We start from the raw sequence: 25,635 nt of genomic DNA, 5'->3' as shown, positions 1-25,635 counted from the left end.
TATGTCAGAAGAACAACAATATCAGGGAGATAGATGGACTACACAATCAAGATCCATTCTTGAAAGTTTAGGGTGGTTACAAAAAGGAGATTCTAACTTCGATATTCAGTGTAAAAATAAGACCAAGCATGGTACTGGAAAGAGTAGTAGAATTCATCCCCATGGGGTGGATTTGTTATTTCAATATAAGGACCCATATGCTAAAGAAGATAAGAATATTATTGTGGAATCGAAGCATCGTAAGTGGGGTGGTATAAGTACTAGTAGTATTCAAAGTTTTGTAACTCAAGTATTTGATACAATTGAATGTGCCAATATATCACAAGAATTAAGTGAAATACAATGTATTGGTGTTAATACTGGTCTTATTATGATTTGGTGTAATGAACCAGAGAAGTTTAATAATGAGACTTTTAACGGATATTTAAAAGAAATTAATATTCGTACTAAAAGAAATCCTATTACTATATACATAGCATCTAATTATCATATATTAAGATGGTGTTCGGTAATAGATGCAAAAGATAAATTACTAGCAGCAAATGAAAGAGATTTTAAAATTTATTACCCAGCTGATAATTTTAGTGGGGGAAGAAGTACAGCGGTTCGAGAAGACCATGCAACATTACCAGTATTATTTTCAAAATATATTTTTGCTAAAAGTACAAGAACTGTGGAAAGTTATGGTGATTTTCGATCGTTGAATGTAAATCATGTTTTTTATTTCGCAGAACCTACATATGATGAATTGCTATTTTTATATTCCTGTTTATCTCAAATTCAATTCGAAGATGCACATATACTTTCATTCTTCTTTTATGGAAATGTAAGTAAATATAGAGTATATATTGAAGAATTTAGGAGGAAAATAGAACACAATCTTAAAAAAAATGGATCAGCGTTAAAGGTAGAAATCAACTATATGGTCGTTTTTTCTGATGTTCCAGAAATTTATGCGCAAGAGAAGGAGTAGAGTAATGTATTTGAAGAAATACCCTTATAAGAATAATATAAAAAAAGTAGTTGAGAAATATATCTCCTTAAGAGATACACAGGATTTACTTAAACCCAAAGGGATTTTAATTAGTGCTTTGAAACGAGAAGATATTGCTAATTTAACAAAAGATTATTATTTGTCTCAAAAAGATTTTCAAGAGTTAAAGCAATTATTAGACTCCCCGAATAATTTTAAAAAAATGGGAAGGTATATGTTGCCCGTTAAAGAATCAGAAGAATTTAGGGAATCATTAGAAAGCATGAATGGGAAAGTTCTTGATCATAGCGATAATACAAAAGTAAATATAGAAGTACTAGATGAAAATAAAATGAATGTATATATTCAATATGAAGAACAGAGACCAGGACTAATTGAATTATTAGAAACTACAACAAAAAATATAGTAGTTAATGTAGATAACAGTGATAAAGTATGTAACGTAAATTATACTCTAAATTCAGCTTCAGACTATAAAAAAGTAAAAGATCTATTGAACTATATACAATTAGATAATTCGTATAATTTTAAGGAATTATTATTGTCAGAATTAGAAACAAAAAATAGAACAAATTTATTTGCTGACTTTTTCCAGTATAACTTTAAAGAGTGGGAAATAACTAAAATTACTCAAATAAAAATAAAAAAAGATTCTAATTATAGGGCTGAACAAGTTGACCAGGTAAATGAACAGGTAAATGAACAAGTAGCTGCATCAGTAGCTGAACCCTCAGATGTACAAACAGATAATGAGATTATGGAAGAAGTTATTTTGGAAGGGATAAATTCTGCATTACTTTCAGGAGAAAACCTAATTGAGAATAGTTTTATTAAAAAGGTTTTAACACAAGGTTTCTATTTTTCAATGTCATGTATAAGATTTGAAAATAAAAATAATGCTAATTTTATAGATTTTGTAATTGATTTTAAAAGTCGACCTGAAAGACTGGAGACTAAGATTATTGAGTCAGGAGAATACTCAAGTGATGCAAACGGGGACATCTTAGAAACTAGAAGGATTTTTAATGAGGATATACAAAGTCAAATTATTAATGAATTTAATGATATATTATGTAAAATCTTTATGGATTATAGTCAGCCATTAAACATAGAAATTGATACAGAAATTGAGTAGGAAAGTCTTGTGGATAAAGGAAGTAATATGTTTAGACAATTAATAATAGACGGGGGGGATAGAGGATGGGGAAGAATATACAGGAGATTGACTATTTATTAACAATTGGATTTAACGATAATAAATATCCTATAAAAATAACCCAGGATGTTTTTGATAGCCTTGAAGTCCATATGATGGAGTCAAAGAGATTTTTAGAAAGGTCTAAATATAATAATCAAGAAATAGTGGTTAATAAAAAATATTTTAGTGCTAAGCATAAAGTGCCTAATGTTTGTAGATACACATTAATTATTAAAGCAAATAATTTTTCATTGGAAAAGAATTTATGTTCAAATTTAACTAATTCCAACTATAACGATATATTTATAAATGATGTAGAAAAAAATAGTTCTATTTTAGTTATTTTAGAATCGCCTCATGAAAATGAATATGATAATAATTTTAATGTAAAGGGACCAGCGCAAGGAATTACCGGGCAAAGGGTGTATAAATATCTTCCCCAGGTTGTTGAAGAAATTTTAAATACAAACTTAAAGATAAATGATGGATCTTATAAGGTGGTATTGTTTAATCCGATACCATTTCAGACTTCTTTGAATTATTTGCATAAACAGGGGTTGAATAGTACAAATATAAAAAATCTCCGAGACGCTGTTTGGAAAACTTTATGGTACAGAGAAAATGTTTTTAGAAGCAATATGGAAAGTACATTAAAAGAATTAGATCCGATTATTATTCTCAATGCTTGTACAAAAAGTTTAAAAAAAGAAGTATCTAATGTTTTGAAATCTTGTGAAGAAGTTAAACATAAAAGCTTTTTAATTGGACATCCCTCATTTTGGCATACAGAATCACATCGAACACCTGAAAAATTAGTATAGAAAAAGCCATTGTCATTTTGGTTTTTTCTACTATTTTTTATATGCACCCGAACGATTATATTTCTGAATCTATGCTTTAACGAATTATTAGGAACAATAGGTTCAAATAGATAATAGAGAATTAAATTAGTGACATAAGAAAAATTTTAAATTTTAGCATTAGCCCCCGCAACTGTTAAATTTAATCAAACGTAGTCAAAATTTATTTAAAGTTTCGCAAGCCTTGATCAAATAACATTCCGAGACGGTTGGTTCGACTCCCGCTTTCTCCATTTTTAGAAATCATAGGATTTCACAGAGTGTCAAAACCCTTGATAATACAGGGTTTTGGCACTTTTTTAATTGCATCCAATTTCACCTGTTTTCGTTCGAATCTAGTCATAACTCAGTTGGAAGTTTAACCTTCTAAATAGCTTACAACCTTCTAAATAACTTACAAACTTCTGTATAGCACCTTCTTTGGCTTTTTTCGTGACGTGTATATAAATGTCTAATGTAGTTTTTACGTCAGAATGGCCATGTCGATTTTGAACTACTTCTTTAATGCTTGCACCTGCCTCGGATAAAAGCGAGCAGTGTGTAAGACGTAATAATTCTGGTAGAAAAAAGGTACATGTAGCTATGTTTAGGGAGAGCCTCATCAGCCTATGTTGCTTATCATATTGTTAGGGAAATGTTTAGGTTAGTTTAAATATATTAAATCATTGATAGTATATGAACTTATTAGAAGTTGGTAAGAAAGGGGTCGTATTATTAATTTTAAACTATACAAATTAATTCAAATGATTGTAACTATAAATATAAGAGTTGAACAGATATATCTTTAATTTCCATGATAAAATATTAGGAAGAATATGTATTGGACCATATCGAAATGAGGTATTTATATGATTATTTATGAGGCTAATATTTCAGAATTCCTTGAAGACGTTGCAAATGAAGTCATAGTTGATCGTTTATATAATGTTTATCAAGAAAAAATCGGTCGTACATCAAAGAGTGAAATCCGTTCATGGGATCATTCGCTACAGCGTATGTCGAATGTTTTACGTGATCGAGAAATCCCAAAGGATGCGAAGACAGCGATCGAATTTAAAATTCCGAACACAGGGAAGCGTGTCGATTTTATTATTGCAGGTAATGACGGAGTAGAGGACCATGCAGTCATTGTTGAACTGAAGCAATGGGAAACGGTAGAAAAAAATGATCGCCTTGATGCCGTAGTGGTAGAAACTTATTTGGGTGGCTCAAAGCGTCCAACGACACATCCGTCTTATCAGGCTTGGAGCTATTCTTGTTTAATTGAAGACTTCAATGAAGAAGTCCGAAATGTACCAATTCATCTTCAGCCATGTGCGTATCTACATAATTATTTCATTCAAGAAAATGATCCATTATTAGATGAACATTATGCAGAGTATATTGAAAAGTCACCGGTTTTCCGAAAAGGCGAAATGGAGCAACTTCGCCAATTTATAAAAAAATATATTAAATATGGTGATAAAAATGATATCATTGCAAAAATTGAGAATGGTCGAATTAAGCCTTCTAAATCGCTTCAAGATAGTATAGCTGCAATGCTTCAGGGCAATCCAGAGTTTGTAATGATTGATGACCAAAAGGTAGTGTATGAGCAAATTTTAGATTATTCAGCAAGCTGTATTGCAGAGAATAAAAAAGGTGTTTTCATTGTAATAGGTGGTCCAGGTACAGGGAAATCTGTATTAGCAATCAACCTGTTAGTACAGCTGATTCAGGACGATTATTTTGCAATGTACGTAACGAAAAATAGTGCGCCACGAGATGTCTATGCAACGAAGCTGAAAGGTACGATGAAGAAAAAAAGCATCGATAACCTATTTAAAGGTTCTGGAAGTTTCCATGCTACAGATAAAAATGAATTTGATGTTTTAATAGTGGATGAGGCACATCGATTAAATGAAAAGTCAGGCTTATTTAGTAATCTTGGTGAAAACCAAGTAAAGGAGCTTATGAATAGTGCGAAGTTCAGTGTGTTTTTCATTGATGAGGCACAACGAGTGACATTAAAGGATATTGGTAGTGTGGAGCTAATTAAAAGATTTGCTGATGAATTAGGTTTGCAAGTATACGAAGGAGAATTAGCTTCGCAATTTAGATGTGATGGTTCGGATGGCTATATTGCGTGGTTAGATGATGTCCTTGGAATTCGTGAAACAGCAAATAATAATGATTTAGGGATGGATTACGATATTCAAATAGTAGACTCGCCAAATTTGCTACGCAATATGATTAAAGAGAAAAATAAAGTTAACAACAAGGCTCGAATTGTGGCAGGCTACTGCTGGGAATGGATTTCGGGTGAGAAAAATAATCGTGACGTACATGACATCGTCATCGAAGAGTATGATTTTTCAATCAGTTGGAATTTAGGGAATGATATTTGGGCAATTGCGGAAGCATCCGTAGATGAAGCGGGTTGTATTCATACATGCCAAGGTTTAGAGTTCGATTATGTTGGCGTCATTATTGGCGACGATTTACGCTATGAAGATGGCATCGTTATTACCGACTATACAAAACGTGCGAAAACGGATCAATCTGTTAAAGGCATTAAAAAATGGATGAAGGAAGAACCAGAGAAAGCAGCGGTGGCTGTTGATGCGATTATTCGAAATACGTATCGTACATTGATGTCACGCGGGCAAAAGGGATGTTTTTTGTATTGTACGGATGAAAAACTTGCGGAATATTTGAAGAAACGTTTAGTAAAAGTATATGATGAGCGAAGTGAAATGAAGAATTTACTAGTTGCAGAAAAAGTAGAGGAGTACAAATAATTAATGCTTCTCGGGAAGTTATGGAATAATTATGTATTTTTGTAGATGAAGCAGGAAATCCGAATTTAAAGGATTACGAAGGAGAAGACAGTAGTAGGTAATTTTAGGTAGGAGCAGCAAAATCACATTCGTACGTAAACGACGAAAATGATAATGATCGGCTTTCAAAATAAAACATAGTAAAGGCGGGCTAAGAGATACACTTAGCCTGTTTTTTAATGATAATTCTTTTACTAATCTTTACCCCGCAATTTTTTATAACTCGTAGTCAAGAACGTAGTCAAAAATAATCTATGCCCCCGCAAGCCTTGATAAAACGGGGGCTTTACTTGAAGACCATTTTTATGAATAGACCGAACGAAGGAATGTAAGTGCCAATGACGCTAAGAGACATGGAAGGGTACGTCGTCATAAGTATCGCAGAGATCCATTGTGCATCACATAGTGGATTAAAAAGCTAATGATTTCCATTAGTTTTAGCGAAGCGTACACTCTTAAGAAAACTTAAAGGGGAGATTTAAATGGTTGGTTTAAAAAGTGTTAAAGATTCGAATGTTCATGTAGGAAATCTTGTTGAAGAGTTTTTAGAAAGTAGCAAGATTAAGAAAGGTAATATAGCAGTTAGTATGGGTGTATCGAGAAATACTTTCACTCAGTTACTTCAAAAGGAAGAGTGGCCAGATGAAGTAATAATGAAATTTATAGTTTCGGTAAATGAACTTACACCAAATGGCGAAATGATAAATAGTCTAAAACTTTTCCCGATTGCTATTCCTGCATTTTTGGAAGTTGGAAAGGGTGTAGTAAATGGATTGGTTGGTAGGACCATAAAAATTGGCCTTAAGGCCATTTTTACAGAAGCCAAAAAGCAGCATGAATTTAAAGATAATCTTGTTGTAGATGGGTCATTAGGGCAAGGGAATGCAGCTAGGAGTGTATGGATAGGTATTCGTGATAATCGAATATCTGAAAATGGGTTTAGTGAAGGTGTGTATATCGTACTTCTATTTGACTCAAAAGGTGAATTTGCGTATCTATCAATCGCTTTTGCTGTATCTGATAAAGAGGAGGATAAGTTAGAAGCGATGGCTAAAGTACCTGCTACGAAGATTATGGAAGTGATTGAGGGAGACTTAAGGTACAAAGGTATTGAACCAGGTTCTATCGATTTAGGTGATACAGCAGGTACAACAGCAGAAAAATATGAGAAGTCCGTAATTGTCTCGAAGAAGTATACTGTAAAAGATATTGTTAAAGAGGTACTAGAAGAAGATTTAAGTTTACTGCTAGAATTGTTTTATGACTTTGTTTTTGAGGATTACTTTGAAGTATTTGAAAATACTTCATTAGAGGATAAAGAGGGTAATGAAGAAAAATCTTCTAATAATAAACAGAATAAAAAAGGTAAATCAAATTCAACGATTGACCCTGAAACTTATAAAAAATTACTGGCAGCAAAGGCAGAACATAATAATAAAGTGGGAAAAGAAGCGGAAGAGTTTGTTTACAATCTTGAAATTGCAAACTTGAAAAAAGCAGGCTATGACAACTATGTTCATTTAGTAAAACATGTTTCCAAAGAAAAAGATGGCTTAGGTTATGACATCGAAAGTATTGAGGTTGATTCTTTAGGTAATGTTAAAAAAAGATACTTGGAAGTAAAGGGGAGTTCCTTAGGAGGGAATAATGAGTTTACTTTTTATTTATCTGAAAGAGAATTAGCTGTTGCAAAAGAATTAAAAGGTAATTATCGCCTTGTATTTGTTGAATATGTTGGTTATGAAAAGCAAAGGATTTTTGATGAAGTGATTCCTTTTGATGAAGAAGATGAGAAGCGAATCGAAATGAAGCCGATTATGTATAAATGCAAATTTAAAAAGTAAAGTAAGGGACCAGAAAAGGTCCCTTTTTTATGTAAATGCGCAATCCGATTTTTTTTATTCCTTTAAAATCAAGATTTAGACATTGGTCCATAAAGAGAAGTAATTATTTATGGATCCTATATTAACTTTTTGGATCATAAATGTTAAAATGGTAATATAGAAAAAAATGGAGGTTATTATGGTTTCTTTTTTACAACGAAAAGGTTTTGCTAACTTTAAACATTTAGGTATTGATTTGAAAAGTGGTACAGGAGAATTTATAGATAATGCAATAGAGAACGAAGCAACTGATATTTTGATAGGTATTATTCGTGAAAAAGAGGGGAAGGTTTCCTATTTTTGTGCCGATAATGGTATTGGTATGAGTGATAAAACAATTCCATATGCATTAGCATTTGGGGGAGAAGCTGAAGAGATTACTGAGAAAAATATTGATAATGTTGGAAAGTATCATGCAGGAATACCTATAACAGCAATTTCGTTTGGTGATGTTTCAATGCTATATAGTAAAAAGAAAGGAAAACAATGGAGTTATTCATATATAGATGTGGGCGAACTTGAAAAAACTGGTGAGATACCTGACGCAGTTAATTGCACTTTACCAAACGGGATCGAATTTTTAATTTCTCAAGGAGAAGAAAAGGGCTTTTTCTCGTTTAACAAAGATAGTGGTACTATATTTATCTGTAATGAATTAAGTAATAACATAATATCACCTGCTTCTTTTACTAAAGATATTGAGGGTCTTAAATATTTTTTAGGTGAACAATATTATTCAATTCTTGAAGATGGAAAAGTTAAAATTAGTATTTTAGTTGATAATGCTGATGTAATAATTCCATGTGAGTCAATTAATCCATTACTAAAAGATCCTAGTCTATTAGAAAGGTATAATCTGAATATTATAGCTGGTTATAAGTATGAAAAAATCCTTTCTGTAAGGGATATTATACCTTCCACTAAAGTGAATTCATTTTTAGATATTGAGTTTTCATTAATTCAAAAAAAAAATCCTAATGATAAAATGGCAAGTGTTCCGGGTAATATTATTTTAAATCAAAATAATCAAGGAATTTATTTGGAACGGATATGGAAAATATTCCAAAGAGCCTTGGATATCGGATTTAAAAAGCATAATACTTACAATGGACTTAGAGCAATAATTAAGGTGAATGGTGCATTCGATGAAATATTAGGTATTCGCTTAAATAAATCGGAACATCAAATTATGACTGAATTTTATGATGTTTTAGATGAAAGATTAAAGCCTGTTATTAAACATTTTAGAAAAATGTTAGATAGAACTAAAAACGAACGGGGAAATCCACCAGCGATAATTATTCCTGATAGAAATCCTATTGAACCTATAATTATTAAAGCGCCGCAAGCAACCGAGGAGAGTAAAGTAGGAACACCAGGAGGAACACCAGGAGGAACACCAGGAGGAACACCAGGAGGAACACCAGGGGGAACACCAGGAGGAACACCAGGAGGAACACCAGGGGGAACACCAGGAGGAACACCAGGCAGACCATCTGATGGTTCAACAATTGGAATAACAGGACAAACGATGACAAATAATGATTTTATAATTTTTGCAGCAACAGATAAACCTAATATTACTTTGCAAGATTTGTTATCTCCAAACATTAAAATAAATAGAAATGATAATAAATATTTAATTTATAATAACCCAATAAACTCAAATATGGGATTAACAAATGTAGAGTTAGATAAATGGTGGATTGATAATCAATTTACAGGTTCGTTTGAAGATAGATTAATAAAATCGATGCAAGTACACAATGCAACCCAACAAATCAAGTTTTATAATTTATATAAAAAGTACGTTGAAAAAAAAGGTACTGTATATAACGCTTTATTACCAGAAGTATATTTGAATATAACAACCGGTGTAAGTAAAGGTTCAGAAAAACAGTGTGTTGATTTTTTGTTACTATTACCGCGCGGTAGAAGAATTATTATTGAAGTTGATGGTATTCAGCACTACTCTTATAAAAATGAAGAGTACAATTTATGGATTGCTTCAGAAAAAAAATACGCTGCGGATAGAAAATTTGATAGAGCTATGGCGTTTAAAAAATACGAAGTGTATCGCTTTTCTAATCAAGAATTAAAAAGTGAGTATGTAGAAGAAATTGTTTTTAGTTTTTTTGATGGCCTACTAAATTAATTTAAAAGAAATACAATGGTAGATAATCTACTTTTGTATTTCTTTTAATTTTTCTATCCCACTATCTAAAAAGAAGTGTATAAACCATAGGGCTTTTTAATACTGAAAATGAAATGAAAGTAATTCAAATGCTAAGGAAGAATTTATGGTAATGGAGCAAAGTAAATTGGAATCTATTTAATCAAATTTAAGAAATATTAGTGAAGAACTGTCATGAAAAGCACCTAATATGTAGTACGTAGTCAAAAACGTAGTCAAAATAACCACTTGCCCCCGCAAGCCTTGATATTATAATGTTTTGAGACGGTTGGTTCGACTCCCGCCGTCTCCATTCATAGTATTTAGCAGTATAAATGTTGTTAAATCAATATTTATAGAAGTTAGGGTAACTAGACGAAGGTGTTAAACTTCGAAAAGACGCCCTAATTTTTTTCGTTTGTATGGGTACATTTGAATTGAAAACTTGTTTATAAACCTTCTAATTCCTAATAGGAGGTTTTTTGTTTGGATAAACGAGGGAGGTAGGGTTTGTTTTCCCTATGTGTTGTTTAAACACGAAAACTATTCGCACTTAAAGGAAATGGTAAACATTTATTATTCTTTCACCTAAAGTGATATTGCATGAAAATGAGGTGTTTTATTTATCTATTAGGTAATTTATTCTATAATTAGAAATTAAGAATAATGATGAATGGTAAAATAATCATGATAAATGAGGTTATTTATGACCTATAAAATACAGATAAGTGAGGTGCACGATTTGAACGCAGTAGATAACCAATGGCAATTTTCAAAAATACCAAATATTGAAGAATCAAACTTCAATAAAATTTTAGAGCGTTTCTATAGTTTAGGTGTAGCGGGTTTAACTCGTGAAAATATACAAAATTCATTGGATGGAAGAATTGATGAATCGGATCAACCTGTTATTGTAAAAATAAAATTAGGTACAGTAAACCGACAGTCAATTCCGGGGATGGCATCAATTGTAGAACGGATTAATAGTTTAGAAGGTCGTAATGGTTATACAAAAGAGACAATTAATCATATGGAAGCTTCTATGATGGCAGATGAAGTTCGTTATATTTCCTTTGAAGATAGTAATACACGTGGGTTAACGGGGGCTAAGTATGGTCAAAGTAACTCTAAAGAACATACTTGGGGTATTTATGCTTATAACAAAGGTGTGCATTTTGAAGAAAAGGATGAATCTTTTGAAGCTTCACGTGGAGGATCACATGGTGTGGGGAAAATAGCTTCCAATGCAGCTTCAGATTTACATACGATGTTTTTTGCCAACTGCGATAAAGATGGGGAACAGCATTTGGGTGGCACAATTCAGTTGATTGAACATAAATTTGGAGATAATTATTATCGTTCAACAGGATATTTTACTAAATTAGAAGGTTCGAAATTTATGCCGTATGAAAACCAATATGACAAAATTTTCGAGAAAAACACGCGCGGTTTAAAAATCGTCATTCCGTTTTTAAGAAGTAGTTTCTATAGAGAGGACGAAATAATACGGGCAGTATGCGATAGCTTCTTTATTTCAATAATCGAGAAGAAGTTAGTTGTACATGTAAATGATCTAGTAATTGACGCAACTTCAATCGATTCCATTGTTGAAGATAGTCAATATTATATGCAAGAAATTGAATCAATGAAAAAAGTGTTTACACCTTTATATGTGAAAACATATAAAAATCAACAGCCGCGTTCAATTGAAATTCCGCATGCAAATACGATATTTAAATTCAATTTATATTTTAATTATGATGAACGTATACCTAAAGGTCGAGTAGGTATTATCCGAACGATTGGTATGAAAATTGAAGATTTCGCTGTCAAAAATAATTCAACAAAGCCATTTAATGCTGTGTTAATCGGAGGAATCGAAGAGGACATTTATTTAAAATCTCTTGAGAACGAATCCCATACGAAAATATCGAGTGATGATATAAAAAATCCGGATTTGAAAAAACTTGCTAAGAGATTTATTAGCAGCTTAAATAAGGAAATCTTAAAAGTTATTGATGAAGAAATGCGAAAACATAATCCAGTAGATGGGAAAATTAATACATCAGATCTACTGTATACAATGGAGCTCGATTTCAAAGAAAATTTATCACAATCGTTTGGAACTGTGAAAATAAAAAATGGGAAAAATATTGTAACGAGTGAGGAAGATAATAAATCAGAAACAATTCCTGCAAAAGCAAAGCGTCAAAAGCGTGAAACGGGTACTACAAGTACATCTGGAGAAAGTGGTGTACGTAGAAGAGGAACAGCTCGAGATAAAGGTGAAAATGAGAGCGCGTCTGAGGATCAAAAAGATGAATATAAGATTAATCCGTACCGTGTTGAACGCCTTTTATTAAATGATCAAGAATTTATTCAATTAAATTTAACAGGTAGCCCAGAAGTTGCTAAAGCAAAAAAATGTAATTTAAAATTTAATATTGTGGATGGAATGGGCAAAGAATATATCGGTGAATTTAATATGGTCGAAAATTATTCGAATGTCATTGATAAATATAATAGTAATTCATGTGTAATTGAATCAGATGCTATAAAAAATGTATCGATTAAAAATGGTCTTATTAACTTACAACTGGGGCTTAAGCCAAAATACAACCGTTCATTAAAATTTATTTACTACATAGAGGTGTAACATGATTTATAAAAAAGATGCCAATTTCCCTTATCCTATTCTTTCATCGAACACTCTAGCATATGAAGAAAGCGATTTTACGATAAAAGTAAGTTTTGAAGAAGATGGGGACTTATACCGTTTTAAAATTGCATCTCAATTAACTTCGGAGTTTGTTGAAGCATTACTGAAAAATGGGGAAGCTCAATATTTATTAGTTATTCAGTCAAAGGATACAAAATTCTTCCCATTAGATGCACATGATTTACAAGTAGAAATAGCAAAAAATCGAATGTCATTATCAAATCGGACTTCCATTCAGCTTCATATAGTTGCAAAATCTGATATTCGGTTTGAAAACAATCATGAATTAAATAGTTTCTACGATCAGTTAAAACATTCAATTGTCGTTCCAAAGTTTTCAATGATCGGTTATTCGAATATAGTAACTTTTGAGGGCGGTATGAAAAATCCTCTCGATCTGTTTGAGAAGCGATTAAATCCAAATTTAAGCTCGGCGATTAAATTTGAATTAGGGTCGGAATGTATTATTATCCATTTCCGAGATGAAGATATACAGTTCCAATCAATGACACGAGTTAATGCTTTTATGAATCCTTATTTTTACACTGGCATGCGTATAGCTTTAGAACGTTTTATTAGTAACTACGCTGATGAAGATGATGATGTAGTGGAACTATCACAGATGACACAACCGGAAGATTTATTGGACTTTAAACTTTATAACTTAATGACTAGCAAAGCAGTTGAAGAGTTACATGTAGATAATATTGATGAAGTGATTGGACGTATATCACATCAAATCATCGAGAAATACGTAAAAGCTGTAAAGGAGTTAGTAGCGCATGAAGATTAGGCTTTTAAAAGAGGGGTATAAAAAGGATGAGTTACTCTATACAGCCTTCAAAAATGGTGAAGTAATAGACGATCTATTTTTCTCAGAAGAAACAGTCGATATTGAGGAAACACCAGATTTCCCTATTTATATGGGGAAAGGCTCTGAAATCCAAAAGAAAGCTGATTTTCTAGCAGCATTTAAAGCCATTGCAAATTCTTATGTAAATTTAGATCGTGATATTCATTTTAATGAGCGATTTTGGCATTCCTTTTTAATCACAAAAAAGCGTGAATATATCGTTGTGCATTATCCTCAAGTATTAGAAAGCTATCGTGAGTTTGGTAATATCGTTATCAAAGGTTTCGACTGGGAAAACTATATTTATAAATGTATTTTAGCAGTCGAATATATTGAGGATGCTACAGAACTTATATTTTCTAAAGAACGATATTACGAGTTAATAGTAGATAACTTGGATATATACAATTACATTATTAAGTATTCAATTTTTAGAAATGGAGAGTTTTTAGTAAAGATTTTAACGGTTATTGATAACTTAGGAATCAGTGAACTATTAAAAGGAAAAATAACGGATCGCCCTGATTTAGGCAAAGATGAACGTTACGGCCGACGTGTTATTTTTGAACTGAATAAAGCGTATCCAGTATTAATGAGCCCACTATTAGATATTGAGGCTTTACAGGAAGAGTTTTTAAAGGCATTGAGTAATTATTATGATGTATCGGATATCGAATCACTAAACAAAGTAGTTTTATGAAAATAGGAAAATAAATAGTTCATATGAAGCGAAGTAACAGTCCCAATGAATCGTTCAAGTACCTGCAAACAATACCTTTTACGTGTACAGGAAACAGATGAGAAGGAATTGGTGAAATATTTCCGAGGATTCATCTATTTATTCGTTAAAGGCAAGCAAGACCAATCTAAAAAGAAAAATTGATGGATACTTGGTATAAAGAAAAGGCGAAAAAAACCTATGAAGAATTAACTGGAAAGCTCTATCCCCTCGCGAAAAAATATGAAATTGAGAAGCCGTGTATTGATATGCGTGTGATGAAAGCTCGATGGGGATCTGCATTAGTAGATTCAAATACAATTTTACTAAACACAGAACTTATTAAAGCACCATGATATTAAGTGAATGACAGTTCCAATAAGTTAATAGAGCATAAAGGACTGTCTTTTTATGAACAATATTCAGCTAGATAATACAAATCTTACGAACCTATATAAAAAAGCGCATGATTTAAGAAACCACAATCCAATAAACCATGCAAGTGCTGAAGTAATAGACGATGAAACATTAAACGTAGGAGAAATTGAAAGTATTATCGATAATCTAGAACACTTGTTAGAAGAGGATTCTTCGAGGGAGGTTATAAATGAATAAAGTAACTAATTAAGCAATGGAATTTGGTTAATATTTTTAAAATGACTATTATAAGGATGAAAAGGATGTTGAAAAATTTTTCTGTATTTACATTTATTTACATAACTGTTCTATTTCTAGATATGTTTTCTTATCAAAATAAATCAAAACTGAGAATTATTATAAATAATTTAATTTACGGTTTGCTACTTTCAATAATATATGGATTCTTCATTGGTGTTTTTATTTCCTTAATTTTTATAAATTTTAGTGGCTCAATTTGGGCAGTTAATATTAGCACCATTATATTTATCTTAATTATTAATCTAACCATAATCATAAAATATAAAGATGAAAGATTGGTACTACCAAATCAATATATAATTATATTTTCATTAATTGTTTTAATTTTCACCGAGAAATACATCTTAAAGAGCATTATTAAATTACTTGGTTTAACATTATTACTATCGTTTATCTTTGTTAATCTAGTAACAGTTTTAACAGGGAATTTGGACAATACCTTTATTATAACTATTGGAATAATAATTATATTTTTACTCACTATAACAATTCTTTATAGAGTAAAAATAAATTCATTTAAACAAGCGGTTAATCAATTTTTACTAAACTTTAATTTAGCTATAATTGTTTTTATTTTTGGAGCACTCCGTTTAACCAAGTATTCAGAGTTTAATTCATTTACAACTTGGCTAGATATTGGTTTATTAGTGTTTGCTATTGTTGGATTTTTAATAGTAGCCTTACCGCTTGCAGCAGATGTTTATGAAAGATTTAAAACTGAATTTGATCAAGCAATCCAATTATTTTGGAATGAACTAGTAAAAATAAGTGGTTATTACGATGTGAAAAGAGATATAAAGTTAGAAGCCTCAGATTTAATGGAAGGATTAAGTTCTCAAAAAAAAGAATGGAAAGAGGGCAATAAAAAACTAATCATAAAGCGGTCTATTTTAAGTTTATCATTAGTAGTAATTTTATTTGTATTTTGGTATTTATTGGTAATGTGTGGAGATAACTTACGTGATTTAACTCAATTATATATAAAAAATCTATATGATAAATGGAGTAGCTTGTTCAAAGATGAATCAAAGGCTCAATTGACTCTTATTTTGGGCATAACTACTCTAGTATTTATTTATTTCTTGTATAAGCTTATTCATGCAAAAAAAAATAATCATTTAGTATCAAATATACTTTTACATATTAATAGGCTAATATTTGTAGTAATCATTTTGGTAATATTAACTATTAATCTTTTAAGTTTGGAGATAAATACCATAATTTTAACTATAATAATAGTTTTATTTATATCTTTAATAATGTTAATTAAAATTCAAAATTGGCTTAAGCAAAAAGGGGAATAAACAATAGAACTTTATTATACTATTATGCATGTGCTACACCGATGGTTTAGGAAGGGATCTTACCCTCAGCTATTTTAAGTATGAGAGTGAAAAGGGGATATTGGCAAAGGTTCAATATGGAATTGAAATGTTGAAAAAGTCTATAAAGGAAAATCCCTGGTACTATATTATTAATGCAGTATTAATTATTTTGTTAATTGCGTGGACTTTAATTTACACCAAGGATAAATCAATAATAGAAGTTATTATAGAAAATACTATATAGATATCAATCTTCTAGGATTAATATCTACTTTTAATGTGGCTACAAATATTGTAGTGCCAATACTGAAAAAATTAAAGTCTTTTACAAAACCAATGTCTGACAAAGTAATTAATCAACTAAAATGTCCTGACTATAAAAGTATGTTAGGAACTAGAGAACAGGTTAAGGAAAGCTTAATGTATTAATTAATACCTGGATAAAAAATAGCGGTGATAAGATTGTTATTATGGTAGACGAGCTTGACCATTGTTCTGAAAAAACAATTGTGGAATTTTTTGAGGCGCCACAACTTTTCCTACCAATTGAGTCTATTGTTCATGTAAATCAAGAGGCTGTTTGTTATGACCTAGCAAATAATAATATGCACTTTTTCGTTAAAGAGATTCAAAAAGCCCCATATTACACAAAACCCTTGGCAATTCCTATTAGGAAAGCCAAGGGTTAAAAACTCTACAAATTCGTTCCAAAACTTTGCGTTATCCATCATAATGGAACCGAAACTTCTATGTTTTAAAGCATCTCAGAAGTTGTTTTTGCTTGCATGTGTAATTGTAAGTAGTCTGGACCGCCTGCTTTTGAGTCTGTACCTGACATGTTAAAGCCACCGAATGGTTGGTAACCTACGATTGCACCTGTACAGCCACGGTTGAAGTAAAGGTTTCCAACGTGGAAATCTTCACGAGCTTTTTCTAAGTTCATACGATTATTTGTAATAACCGCACCTGTTAAACCGTATTCAGTATCGTTTGCAATGGCAATTGCTTCGTCGAAGTCTTTTGCTTTGCTGATTGCCACAACCGGTCCAAAGATCTCTTCTTTCATAATGCGTGCAGATGGGTCTACGTCCGCAAATACTGTTGGGTTGACGAAGTAACCTACTGAATCATCTGCCGTACCACCTGCAACAAGACGACCTTCGCTTTTTCCGATTTCAATGTACTCTGTAATTTTGTTGAATGCAGCTGCATCGATTACTGTTGCCATGAAGTTTGTTGGGTCTGTTGGGTCACCAACTGTTAGCGTGTTAGTAAGCTCAATGACACGATTAACAACTGTGTCATATACATCTTCAACGATAATGGCACGAGAACATGCTGAACATTTTTGACCAGAGAAGCCGAATGCTGATTTCACAATTGATTGAGCAGCTAATTCAAGGTCAGCTTCTTTATCAACTACGATCGTATCTTTACCGCCCATTTCAGCGATAACACGTTTGATCCAAATTTGACCATCGTTTAATACAGAAGCACGTTGGTTAATGCGTAAACCAACATCACGTGAACCTGTGAAGCTGATGAAGCGTGTACGTGGGTGGTCTACTAAGTAGTCCCCAATTTCTGTACCGCTACCTGGTACAAAATTGACTGCACCTGCTGGTAATCCTGCCTCTTCTAATACTTCGATAAATTTATAGGCTACAACTGGTGTTGTAGAAGCTGGTTTTAATAAAACTGTGTTCCCTGTAACTAGAGCTGCTACTGTTGTACCCGCCATAATTGCGAATGGGAAGTTCCAAGGAGAGATAACGATACCAACACCTAATGGAATATAGTCATAACGGTTATATTCACCTGGGCGGCTTTCTACTGGTTGTCCGTCTTTAATGCGTAACATTTGACGACCATAGTATTCCATGAAGTCGATTGCTTCTGCTGTATCCGCATCTGCCTCGTTCCATGGTTTACCAGCTTCTTTTGTTAATAAAGCTGAGAATTCGTGTTTACGACGACGGATAATTGCTGCTGCTTTGAATAATACGTCTGCGCGAATCGCTGGGTCTACCTTTTTCCATGTTTTGAATGTTTCATCTGCCACTTGCATTGCTTTTTCAGCTAAGTCACGTGTAGCTTTTGACACGCGGCCAATCACTTCTGTTTTCTTCGCTGGGTTGTACGAAACGATTTTATCTTCTGTCATAATACGTTCGCCACCGATAATAAGTGGGTAGTCTTGACCTAAATAGCCTTCAACAGTTTGTAAGCCTGCTACGTATGCATCTTTGTTTTCTTGTTTCGAGAAATCTGTGAATGGTTCGTGTTTATATGTAATCAAAATAATTTCCCCCTATGAACATAAGTGCCAAATGATTATGCACTATTTAGAATTTTATTAATTCTATAATGCAATATAATTTGGCATTAATCAACAATAATTTTCGGAATTTTTCAATTTGCATGTCTACCTTTCATGCATAGTGTTAAAATATTGGGAGGGATAGGCGTATACAGGAGGACAAGATGGACAATCATATTTTATTAAATATTTATAAATACGTTATTGAAAAAGGGGATATGGGCATTTGTGTTGTGGATACAGAGGGCAAATTGCTTATCTATAATAAAAAAATGCGTGAATTAGAAGGCGTGAATGAAGATGAATTCGAGCAGAGACGAGCACTCGAAATTATTGATTTTGAAACGGAGAAAAGTGATATTTATAAAGTGTTAAGCTCCGAAACGCCAATACCCAATGTGAAAAAAACGTATTGGAATAAAAAAAATCAAGAAGTCACCTACATTAGTAATATTTATCCGTTGCACTATGAGGGAGCTTTAGTAGGGGCTGTGGAATTTGCACGAGATATTACACAGCTTGAACATATGATGTACCAGCCATTAAGAAGATACGGTGCTCCGCTGACCTTTGAAATTATTACCGCAGTATCAGAAGTGATGCGAGATGTTATTGAAAAAGCAAAAATTGTGGCATTGAGTCGAATGCCCGTTGTGTTAGTAGGGGAATCGGGTACAGGAATTGATATGATTGCTGAGGGAATTCATCATGATTTAAAGGTGCAAAACGATCTGTTTATTGCATTGATTTGCCGTAGAGATGAAAACACTATTTTAAAGCAATTTGAAAAAAGCATTGCTGGAGAAGAAAGTATTACGTTTTTCGCTGAACGGATTGAGTATTTATCCATAGCGGCGCAAAAAAAAATTGTAGAATTGTTTAACAATCATTCGCATCATCAGCATATGCTAATTGCTAGTGTAGGCAAAGATCCGATTGATTTAATTCAAGAACAATTGTTATCGAAGGAGTTATATCGACTGTTTTCAGGGATTACGATTTATGTACCCCCATTACGAGAGAGAAAAGAAGATATCATGCCGTTTATTGATGATTACTTCCAGCGCCATCGTGTTAGCTTTGGCTCATCCATTCAAGGGTTATCGGAAGAAGTAAAAGAGATCTTTTTGAAATATGATTGGCCTGGAAATTTAAAGGAGTTAGAAGTATTACTTGATGAAATTTCCTCCCTTTTGACGAATGAAACTGTCATATATTTACATATGCTACCAGCTTATTTTAGATGGAAAATCCAGCAGATTTATGATGATGGGATGGAAGAGAATGCGGATTTATTTATTATTAAAGATCCAAATGATATTCGACCACTTGATGTCTACATGAAAGAGGTGGAAGAGTATTATATTTCCAAAGCATTAGATTTTCACCAAGGGAATATCTCGAAAACTGCGGCTACATTAGGCATACGGCGACAAAGTTTACAGTATCGTGTGAAAAATTATAATCTCAATAAAAAGAGCGAAAACATTGATTCATGATGTTTTCGCTCTTTTATTTATGTGTTGAATTATTTGACCTTTTTAGATAGACGACCAAGAGCAAAGGCTGTAACACCTAGACCAATGGCTGTATTTGTTTTTTTAGTAAACACTTGTTTTGTGACAAGTGTTAGATTTTGAGGGCGCTCTGCTAGACGACGCATGAAATAACCGTACCAATCACTACCGAATGGTAAATATGTACAGAAGTTATAGCCTTCTTTCGCTAAATCATACTGCATATCTTTGCGGAAGCCATACAACATTTGGAATTCAAATTTATCATTCGAAATATTATGTTTCTTAACAAATTGCTTCACATGATTAATGACATTGTGGTCGTGTGTTGCAATCGATGTGAACTTACCGTTTAGCAAATGTTGCTCGATTAGTTTTAAATAATTGCGGTCAATATCACCTTTTGATTGATAAGCCACATTATCATCTTCCTTGTAGGCACCTTTTACGATACGAAGGCGGAAGTTTTTGTATTTCTCAATATTTTCCTCTGACTCAAAGAAGTAAGCTTGAATAACCGTACCCACATTATCGTACTCTTGGTGTAGCTTTTCTAGTAAGTCAAATGAGCTATGAAGGCGTGCGTAGTTTTCCATATCGAAATTCACAAAAATATCGTACTGATGTGCAAGTGCCACGATTTCTTTTAAATTTTCATAGCAAAAGTCGATATCGATATCTTGACCTATCTGTGATGGCTTAAGTGAAATATGTGCATCCAATTGCTCATCATGAATAGCTTGTATAACGGCTAAAATATTTTGTTTCGCTGCTGTTGCCGCTGATTTCTCAAAGACGAATTCTCCAAGATTGTCTACTGTACAAGAAATGTTTGCTTTGTTTAATTCTTTAATCGTTTGTACAACCTCTGGAATTGTTGTGCCTGCTACAACGCTTTGAGCGCCCATTCGTAAACCGTATCTTTGAGCTGCACCATTAAGCATTTGGTTCTCCGATAAGTAAATAAAAAAGTCACGTAATGCCATAAAATAGCCTCCTAAAAATAATGAAATTTAAATTCTTGGCGATTATAACACTAAAAAAAGAAAACTGTAAAATTTCAAAAAATTATTTTTGCAAACGTTTTCAGGTCATGGGGTATTGTGTTTATTGAATTTCTACTAACTTGAAAGCAAGTAAAAATATTTTTTGTCGAAAAAAAAACTTTTCAAACGAGAGATTATGCTTTATGTTGTGTTGTATAGATTTATTCGAAAATTCCGAAGGATGTACTGGCAGCCTTCGTTTTTGGTGGAATTTTCATTAAATCAATTGAATCGTTGAATTTGAAGTCACAAAAAGACGTTTCCAAAGTATTTTTTAAAGCAGGGATTATTACGGTTGTTGGTTTAGTTGCTTTACAAGTATCTATGGCTTGGATCGGTGTATCGAGTGTAGATTCGGTTGGTTATGTATCAAATGGCGGAGAGCTTATTGCATTAGCAGCGAAAACCTTATTTGGTCAAATCGGTATTTATTTAATTGGAATCGTCATTTTCTTAACAGGAAATACAACAAACGTCGCTTGTTTAGCTACAACCTCTGAATATTTTAGCCCATTATGCCAAGTATTTCATATAAAAAGTGGTTAATTATTTTCTCATTACTAGGCGTTGTATTTACTAACTTTGGTTTAACAAAGATTTTATCGATGGCTTCACCAGTATTAATGCTTTTATACCCAATTGCTATTGCTTTAATCATCCTTATTTTTACAGAAAAATGGTTTGGTGGTGCACAAAGTGTATATGTAGGCACGATGATTGGTACTGCACTTGTAGCAATATTAGATGCATTAAAGGATGCTAATATTATGGTAGAGCAAATTAACTCTACATTTGCCTTTATTCCATTATTCACATCAGGTGTAGGTTGGCTAATTACAGGTCTGTTAGGTGCGATTATTGGCTATCTTTTCAGCAATAAAAATGTTGTACAGAGTGGTAGTAGTGTATCAAATTAAGTAAAACGATAGTATGATAACACTCGCATTTGAAATGTTTCTGAAGAACTATAATCAATAGTAATTTTTTGTTATTAGTAAACGTAAGAGTTGCTTGGATGGTGGCGAACGTGCAACAGGTGAAGACATAACTTTTGAAACATCGAATAAGGAGTTAAACTTCAAAATTGCCCCAAATAAAAAATCCAATCGTTTTGATTAATCTTTTGTCAAAACGATTGGATGATTTCAATGTAAAATTAATATTTTTTAAAGCTACACCTGTCACTTTAAAGTGATGAAGTCAGGCTTTCTTTGATTTCGGATATCCGATTAGGATAGCGATGATTCCGCAAATTCCTATTAAAATCGGATAGAAAGAATATTGCAACATGCTCACTGGCGATATTCCAGCAACGCTTGCGGCTGCCAGGAATTGGGCACCGTATGGCAGAAGACCTTGCGTTGTACAGGAGAAAATATCTAATATACTTGCGGACTTTCTAGGTTCAATCCCATACTGATCAGCAATATTTTTTGCAAGTGGACCAGCAATTAAAATAGCAATCGTATTATTGGCCGTAGATAAATTAGTTAGGCCAACAAGGCCGGCAATCCCAAATTCAGCACCCTTTTTTGATTTAATTCTACGTGTCGCAAGGTGAAGTAGGAAGTCAATGCCTCCGTTCAGCTTAATAATCTCCACCATTCCAGCTATTAAGATCGCAAGAAACGCCATTTCGTACATACCTGACATTCCTTCGCCAATCTTTTGAAAAAGGTCCATTAACTGATAGCTACCATCCGCTAAGCCAACAGCCCCGGCCAGAACAATTCCAAATGCCAGAACAAGGAAAACATTCATTCCAACTAGCGCAAAAATAATAACCAATACATAGGGAATAATTTTTACCCAACTATAGCTTAAATGCTCTACTTGTGCCGCCGTTTCACCCATTGTAATAATTCCTAAAATTATGCTTGTTACAATAGCTGCCGGCAACACAATCCAAAAATTCACCTTAAATTTATCCTTCATTTGTGCGCCTTGTGAACGAACGGCAGTAATGGTTGTATCTGAAATAAAGGATAAATTATCGCCAAACATCGAACCTCCAACAATCGCTGCCATTACTAGGGCTATGGAAAAGTCAGTATGCTCACTGATCCCAACTCCTATTGGCGCCAGTGCAACAATTGTTCCTACCGATGTACCCATTGATAGGGAGATAAAGCAGGCAATGATGAACAAGCCTACGACAAGTAAGTTTTGTGGAATGACCGATAAAGCAAAGTTAACAGTGGAGTCCACTGCGCCCATGCCTTTCGCTACCTCTGAAAAGGCTCCAGCCAATAGAAAAATAACAACCATCAGCATGACATTTACATTTCCTGCGCCTTTACAAAAAATATCAACCTTTTGCGAAAACGATACTTTTCGATTCATCGCCAGAGCAACAGCGCCCGAAATGGCAATGGCTACAATGACAGGGAAGGCATAAAAATCACCTGTAATAACCCCTGAACCAATAAATAAAACTAAAAAAACAACAAATGGGATTAACGCCCATGGATTCTCTTTCTTCAATCGTTCTACCTCCAAAAATTAAAAATGGATACGTCATTGACCATTTTCTTACTAAAAAAAGACCTCTTCTTGAAACAACAAGAAGAGGTCTTATATCTATAAAACACTCCTCTTATCTATCAAGCCATTGCTTGCTGGATTTGGCACAGTAACTTACTCACAAAGTTCCGCTGCCGAGATTTCATAGGGCCAGTCCCTCCATCTCTCTTGATAAGAAGAAAAAATATTAATTTTTTGCACAATAATGAAATAGTATAATAAAACATCTATATTTGCAACTTATTTTTAATCAAACTGAATTTCAAAGCGACAAAAAAGTACTCTTTTCGCAAAAAAAGTCCGTTTTAAGCATACACCATGGTAAAAAAAGAAGCTTTAATTTTTCGTGAAATTTAGTGTCTTTAAATATATTGATTATAAAAATCATTAATAGAGTCTGAGGGCATCTTAATTACAAAGAATGTATGTGCGTTGCAGGGATATTGAAGGTATAGGAAAAGTTAAACAAGAAAAAGAAAAGACTATCTTAACTTAAATTCCATAAATCTTGAAAAAGTAATTATATATTTTAATAAGACATATTTAAAAAAGCTCAGTAAGTATGGTAGAGAACCCATACTATTGAGCTTTTGCATTCAAAGAATTTCATCAGGTTGATAGTTAATACAAGAAAATAAATCGATCACCATAACCAATATCTAGCACCTTGTGCGACGATGAATCGGTCAAGCCATGTTTCAAAATTCATTGATAATCTTTGAATATCCCCAACCTGAACATATATTAGATAGTCGTTATCCCCATTAGCAACTTTTTCTGAATCAATGAACAAATAGTCACCATATCCTTTATAATATCCAATCATATACCAATTTTTATTATAAGCACTTTTATAGTTAATATTTGTATTATATTCATTTAAATAATTTAGTATCTCTTTTAAATTGAATAGTTCAAAGCAATCCACTCCATCTGAAAATAATTTTCCACCATTACATAATTTTAAAAATGAACAAAAATCCTTCGGTAAAATATGATTAATTTTTAAAGAAAATTCTTTTAGTTCTTGGTCAGTTACTGGTCTGTTCCAATCACATGTAACATTTAAGATCTCACCATTTTCTCTTTGTATAGTTATGGTCTTCTCTTTTTCTAATCGTTTATTTAATGATGTTAAAACTAATTCAATAGACATACTGGATCACCTTATTTCAAATAGTTTAATAGTTTACCCACCAAGGAGATACAGTGCCTTTGTGGAATGAGTAAGGCTTATAATTATTCTCTAACTTTTAGTAATCTAGATAACACTAAATAGATAATTAAAGTACTTAAGCCTAATAAAGTGAAATCAAAGAATAAATTATTAATCCCGAAATCTTTTATTTGAAGAATTGATACATCTTCTGACCCTTTATAATGAATCCATTTAAACGGAATTCCTAAAATGAGCGCAATCACCAAACAAATAATTGCAATATATTTTCTCATCACATAGCCACACCTCGGAAATGTAAGTTGCAAACATAGTTTCTTAATATTTATGGAATCACCTTTATTCTTATTTTCCCTCACTTATTGTATACGTTTAGTGTAATGTAAACGTCATACCTATTGCAGTAAGAGCAGCAATAACAAATGTCCCTACAATAATCCATTGAGGAATATCTTTTTTTCCGCCTCGCGTCACAAAATATTCAGTAACTCTAACAACCAAAAATAAAACTAAAGCGGGTATAGTTAAAACATTAATTGTAAGCTCTTTGCCTGTTACGAGCATTAAAGAAACGAATAACATTCATATGCTAATGCTATCGAGGCCGAAAGCGAAAAAAGAAAGAACATTTGAGTAAGTTTCCTCGTTCTCTAGTTCTTTCTTTTTCTATCACCGAAAACGTGCTGCAACTTAATGATTAGTAAGCTTAGACTTCTTATTTTTAAAGAATTTCACAATCAAACTGATGAGAATTGTCCAGAAGGTAAAAAAACTTATTGTAAAAAAAACATCCAGGTAATTCACACCCATCGCTATTACCTCCTTTAAATAT

20 protein-coding genes, 2 pseudogenes and 1 riboswitch are annotated in these 25,635 nt (G+C 32.7%); of the genes and pseudogenes, 15 read left to right on the top strand and 7 right to left on the bottom strand.

The window, feature by feature from the left end:
• Nucleotide 1: 1 nt before the first annotated feature.
• From ACQKN2_RS15110 to ACQKN2_RS15100, 3 genes are all read left to right on the top strand, one after another.
• Nucleotides 2–973: a hypothetical protein gene (locus tag ACQKN2_RS15110; RefSeq protein WP_427415670.1), complete on the top strand. Its 972-nt coding sequence runs from the start codon at nucleotides 2–4 to the stop codon at nucleotides 971–973.
• Nucleotides 974–977: 4 nt separating this feature from the next.
• Nucleotides 978–2,129: a hypothetical protein gene (locus ACQKN2_RS15105; RefSeq protein ID WP_427415669.1), complete on the top strand. Its 1,152-nt coding sequence runs from the start codon at nucleotides 978–980 to the stop codon at nucleotides 2,127–2,129.
• A gap of 65 nt (nucleotides 2,130–2,194) precedes the next feature.
• The gene (locus ACQKN2_RS15100; RefSeq protein ID WP_427415668.1) at nucleotides 2,195–3,013 is read left to right on the top strand and encodes a hypothetical protein; all 819 of its coding nucleotides are present in this window, start codon (nucleotides 2,195–2,197) and stop codon (nucleotides 3,011–3,013) included.
• Nucleotides 3,014–3,387: 374 nt separating this feature from the next.
• Here the strand turns inward: ACQKN2_RS15100 and ACQKN2_RS15095 are convergent.
• Nucleotides 3,388–3,603 (bottom strand): annotated as a pseudogene (locus ACQKN2_RS15095) (hypothetical protein); the annotation flags it as partial.
• A 297-nt stretch (nucleotides 3,604–3,900) separates the two neighbouring features.
• Between ACQKN2_RS15095 and ACQKN2_RS15090 the strand changes: the two are divergent.
• The 10 genes from ACQKN2_RS15090 (at nucleotide 3,901) to ACQKN2_RS15045 (ending at nucleotide 16,909) form a co-directional block, all read left to right on the top strand.
• The gene (locus ACQKN2_RS15090) at nucleotides 3,901–5,832 is read left to right on the top strand and encodes a DNA/RNA helicase domain-containing protein (protein WP_427415667.1); all 1,932 of its coding nucleotides are present in this window, start codon (nucleotides 3,901–3,903) and stop codon (nucleotides 5,830–5,832) included.
• Between the two features lie 521 nt (nucleotides 5,833–6,353).
• The gene (locus ACQKN2_RS15085; protein ID WP_427415666.1) at nucleotides 6,354–7,715 is read left to right on the top strand and encodes an MrcB family domain-containing protein; all 1,362 of its coding nucleotides are present in this window, start codon (nucleotides 6,354–6,356) and stop codon (nucleotides 7,713–7,715) included.
• Between the two features lie 178 nt (nucleotides 7,716–7,893).
• A complete protein-coding gene (locus ACQKN2_RS15080) occupies nucleotides 7,894–9,909 on the top strand; it encodes an ATP-binding protein (RefSeq protein WP_427415665.1) in 2,016 nt (671 codons plus the stop codon).
• Nucleotides 9,910–10,633: 724 nt separating this feature from the next.
• Complete coding sequence (locus ACQKN2_RS15075; protein ID WP_427415664.1) at nucleotides 10,634–12,583, top strand: hypothetical protein; 1,950 nt, start codon at nucleotides 10,634–10,636, stop codon at nucleotides 12,581–12,583.
• 1 nt (nucleotide 12,584) lies between these two features.
• Nucleotides 12,585–13,439: a hypothetical protein gene (locus ACQKN2_RS15070; protein WP_427415663.1), complete on the top strand. Its 855-nt coding sequence runs from the start codon at nucleotides 12,585–12,587 to the stop codon at nucleotides 13,437–13,439.
• On the top strand, nucleotides 13,429–14,199 hold the full coding sequence (locus ACQKN2_RS15065; protein WP_427415662.1) for a hypothetical protein: 771 nt from the start codon (nucleotides 13,429–13,431) through the stop codon (nucleotides 14,197–14,199). Before ACQKN2_RS15070 ends, ACQKN2_RS15065 begins: the two co-directional genes overlap by 11 nt.
• Nucleotides 14,200–14,381: 182 nt before the next feature.
• Nucleotides 14,382–14,573 carry a YgjP-like metallopeptidase domain-containing protein gene (locus ACQKN2_RS15060; RefSeq protein WP_427415661.1) on the top strand — a complete coding sequence of 64 codons (192 nt, stop codon included), beginning with the start codon at nucleotides 14,382–14,384 and terminating at the stop codon, nucleotides 14,571–14,573.
• 55 nt (nucleotides 14,574–14,628) lie between these two features.
• Complete coding sequence (locus ACQKN2_RS15055) at nucleotides 14,629–14,832, top strand: Abia family HEPN domain-containing protein (protein WP_427415660.1); 204 nt, start codon at nucleotides 14,629–14,631, stop codon at nucleotides 14,830–14,832.
• Between the two features lie 65 nt (nucleotides 14,833–14,897).
• A complete protein-coding gene (locus ACQKN2_RS15050; RefSeq protein ID WP_427415659.1) occupies nucleotides 14,898–16,199 on the top strand; it encodes a hypothetical protein in 1,302 nt (433 codons plus the stop codon).
• A 449-nt stretch (nucleotides 16,200–16,648) separates the two neighbouring features.
• Nucleotides 16,649–16,909 carry a P-loop NTPase fold protein gene (locus tag ACQKN2_RS15045; RefSeq protein WP_427415699.1) on the top strand — a complete coding sequence of 87 codons (261 nt, stop codon included), beginning with the start codon at nucleotides 16,649–16,651 and terminating at the stop codon, nucleotides 16,907–16,909.
• 65 nt (nucleotides 16,910–16,974) lie between these two features.
• Here ACQKN2_RS15045 and pruA read toward each other — a convergent pair whose 3' ends face one another.
• Nucleotides 16,975–18,519: an L-glutamate gamma-semialdehyde dehydrogenase gene (gene pruA / locus ACQKN2_RS15040; RefSeq protein ID WP_427415658.1), complete on the bottom strand. Its 1,545-nt coding sequence runs from the start codon at nucleotides 18,517–18,519 to the stop codon at nucleotides 16,975–16,977.
• 185 nt (nucleotides 18,520–18,704) lie between these two features.
• Between pruA and ACQKN2_RS15035 the strand changes: the two genes are divergently transcribed.
• Entirely contained in the window at nucleotides 18,705–20,039 is a 1,335-nt protein-coding gene (locus ACQKN2_RS15035; protein ID WP_427415657.1) for a helix-turn-helix domain-containing protein, read from the top strand.
• Nucleotides 20,040–20,068: 29 nt separating this feature from the next.
• Here ACQKN2_RS15035 and ACQKN2_RS15030 read toward each other — a convergent pair whose 3' ends face one another.
• Entirely contained in the window at nucleotides 20,069–21,043 is a 975-nt protein-coding gene (locus ACQKN2_RS15030; protein WP_323648282.1) for a proline dehydrogenase family protein, read from the bottom strand.
• Between the two features lie 294 nt (nucleotides 21,044–21,337).
• Here ACQKN2_RS15030 and ACQKN2_RS15025 point away from each other — a divergent pair.
• Nucleotides 21,338–22,020, top strand: a pseudogene (locus ACQKN2_RS15025) (branched-chain amino acid transport system II carrier protein).
• A 283-nt stretch (nucleotides 22,021–22,303) separates the two neighbouring features.
• Here ACQKN2_RS15025 and ACQKN2_RS15020 read toward each other — a convergent pair.
• From ACQKN2_RS15020 to ACQKN2_RS15005, 4 genes are all read right to left on the bottom strand, one after another.
• Nucleotides 22,304–23,587 (bottom strand): Na+/H+ antiporter NhaC family protein, encoded by a 1,284-nt coding sequence (locus tag ACQKN2_RS15020; protein ID WP_427415656.1) that lies wholly within the window; start codon nucleotides 23,585–23,587, stop codon nucleotides 22,304–22,306.
• 109 nt (nucleotides 23,588–23,696) lie between these two features.
• Nucleotides 23,697–23,804: riboswitch (SAM riboswitch) on the bottom strand.
• Nucleotides 23,805–24,269: 465 nt separating this feature from the next.
• Nucleotides 24,270–24,782 carry an SMI1/KNR4 family protein gene (locus ACQKN2_RS15015; RefSeq protein ID WP_427415655.1) on the bottom strand — a complete coding sequence of 171 codons (513 nt, stop codon included), beginning with the start codon at nucleotides 24,780–24,782 and terminating at the stop codon, nucleotides 24,270–24,272.
• Nucleotides 24,783–24,865: 83 nt separating this feature from the next.
• Nucleotides 24,866–25,078, bottom strand: coding sequence for a hypothetical protein (locus tag ACQKN2_RS15010; RefSeq protein WP_427415654.1), 213 nt, complete (start codon nucleotides 25,076–25,078; stop codon nucleotides 24,866–24,868).
• Between the two features lie 97 nt (nucleotides 25,079–25,175).
• Entirely contained in the window at nucleotides 25,176–25,385 is a 210-nt protein-coding gene (locus tag ACQKN2_RS15005) for a hypothetical protein (RefSeq protein ID WP_427415653.1), read from the bottom strand.
• Nucleotides 25,386–25,635 lie beyond the last annotated feature (250 nt).

It is taken from the genome of Lysinibacillus sp. NPDC093688, from assembly GCF_050280145.1.
Lineage (GTDB): Bacteria > Bacillota > Bacilli > Bacillales_A > Planococcaceae > Lysinibacillus > Lysinibacillus xylanilyticus_B.
Note: the sequence above shows the minus strand (reverse complement) of the source record. Positions and strands in the feature narration are given on the sequence as shown.

What these genes read in the sequence shown, in the direction of transcription:
- ACQKN2_RS15110 (WP_427415670.1), top strand. Translation starts at nt 2, where the DNA reads ATGTCAGAAGAACAACAATATCAGGGAGATAGATGGACTACACAATCA.
- ACQKN2_RS15105 (WP_427415669.1), top strand. Translation starts at nt 978, where the DNA reads ATGTATTTGAAGAAATACCCTTATAAGAATAATATAAAAAAAGTAGTT.
- ACQKN2_RS15100 (WP_427415668.1), top strand. Translation starts at nt 2,195, where the DNA reads ATGGGGAAGAATATACAGGAGATTGACTATTTATTAACAATTGGATTT.
- ACQKN2_RS15090 (WP_427415667.1), top strand. Translation starts at nt 3,901, where the DNA reads ATGATTATTTATGAGGCTAATATTTCAGAATTCCTTGAAGACGTTGCA.
- ACQKN2_RS15085 (WP_427415666.1), top strand. Translation starts at nt 6,354, where the DNA reads ATGGTTGGTTTAAAAAGTGTTAAAGATTCGAATGTTCATGTAGGAAAT.
- ACQKN2_RS15080 (WP_427415665.1), top strand. Translation starts at nt 7,894, where the DNA reads ATGGTTTCTTTTTTACAACGAAAAGGTTTTGCTAACTTTAAACATTTA.
- ACQKN2_RS15075 (WP_427415664.1), top strand. Translation starts at nt 10,634, where the DNA reads ATGACCTATAAAATACAGATAAGTGAGGTGCACGATTTGAACGCAGTA.
- ACQKN2_RS15070 (WP_427415663.1), top strand. Translation starts at nt 12,585, where the DNA reads ATGATTTATAAAAAAGATGCCAATTTCCCTTATCCTATTCTTTCATCG.
- ACQKN2_RS15065 (WP_427415662.1), top strand. Translation starts at nt 13,429, where the DNA reads ATGAAGATTAGGCTTTTAAAAGAGGGGTATAAAAAGGATGAGTTACTC.
- ACQKN2_RS15060 (WP_427415661.1), top strand. Translation starts at nt 14,382, where the DNA reads ATGGATACTTGGTATAAAGAAAAGGCGAAAAAAACCTATGAAGAATTA.
- ACQKN2_RS15055 (WP_427415660.1), top strand. Translation starts at nt 14,629, where the DNA reads ATGAACAATATTCAGCTAGATAATACAAATCTTACGAACCTATATAAA.
- ACQKN2_RS15050 (WP_427415659.1), top strand. Translation starts at nt 14,898, where the DNA reads ATGTTGAAAAATTTTTCTGTATTTACATTTATTTACATAACTGTTCTA.
- ACQKN2_RS15035 (WP_427415657.1), top strand. Translation starts at nt 18,705, where the DNA reads ATGGACAATCATATTTTATTAAATATTTATAAATACGTTATTGAAAAA.
- ACQKN2_RS15030 (WP_323648282.1), bottom strand. Translation starts at nt 21,043, where the DNA reads ATGGCATTACGTGACTTTTTTATTTACTTATCGGAGAACCAAATGCTT.
- ACQKN2_RS15015 (WP_427415655.1), bottom strand. Translation starts at nt 24,782, where the DNA reads ATGTCTATTGAATTAGTTTTAACATCATTAAATAAACGATTAGAAAAA.
- ACQKN2_RS15010 (WP_427415654.1), bottom strand. Translation starts at nt 25,078, where the DNA reads ATGAGAAAATATATTGCAATTATTTGTTTGGTGATTGCGCTCATTTTA.
- ACQKN2_RS15005 (WP_427415653.1), bottom strand. Translation starts at nt 25,385, where the DNA reads ATGTTATTCGTTTCTTTAATGCTCGTAACAGGCAAAGAGCTTACAATT.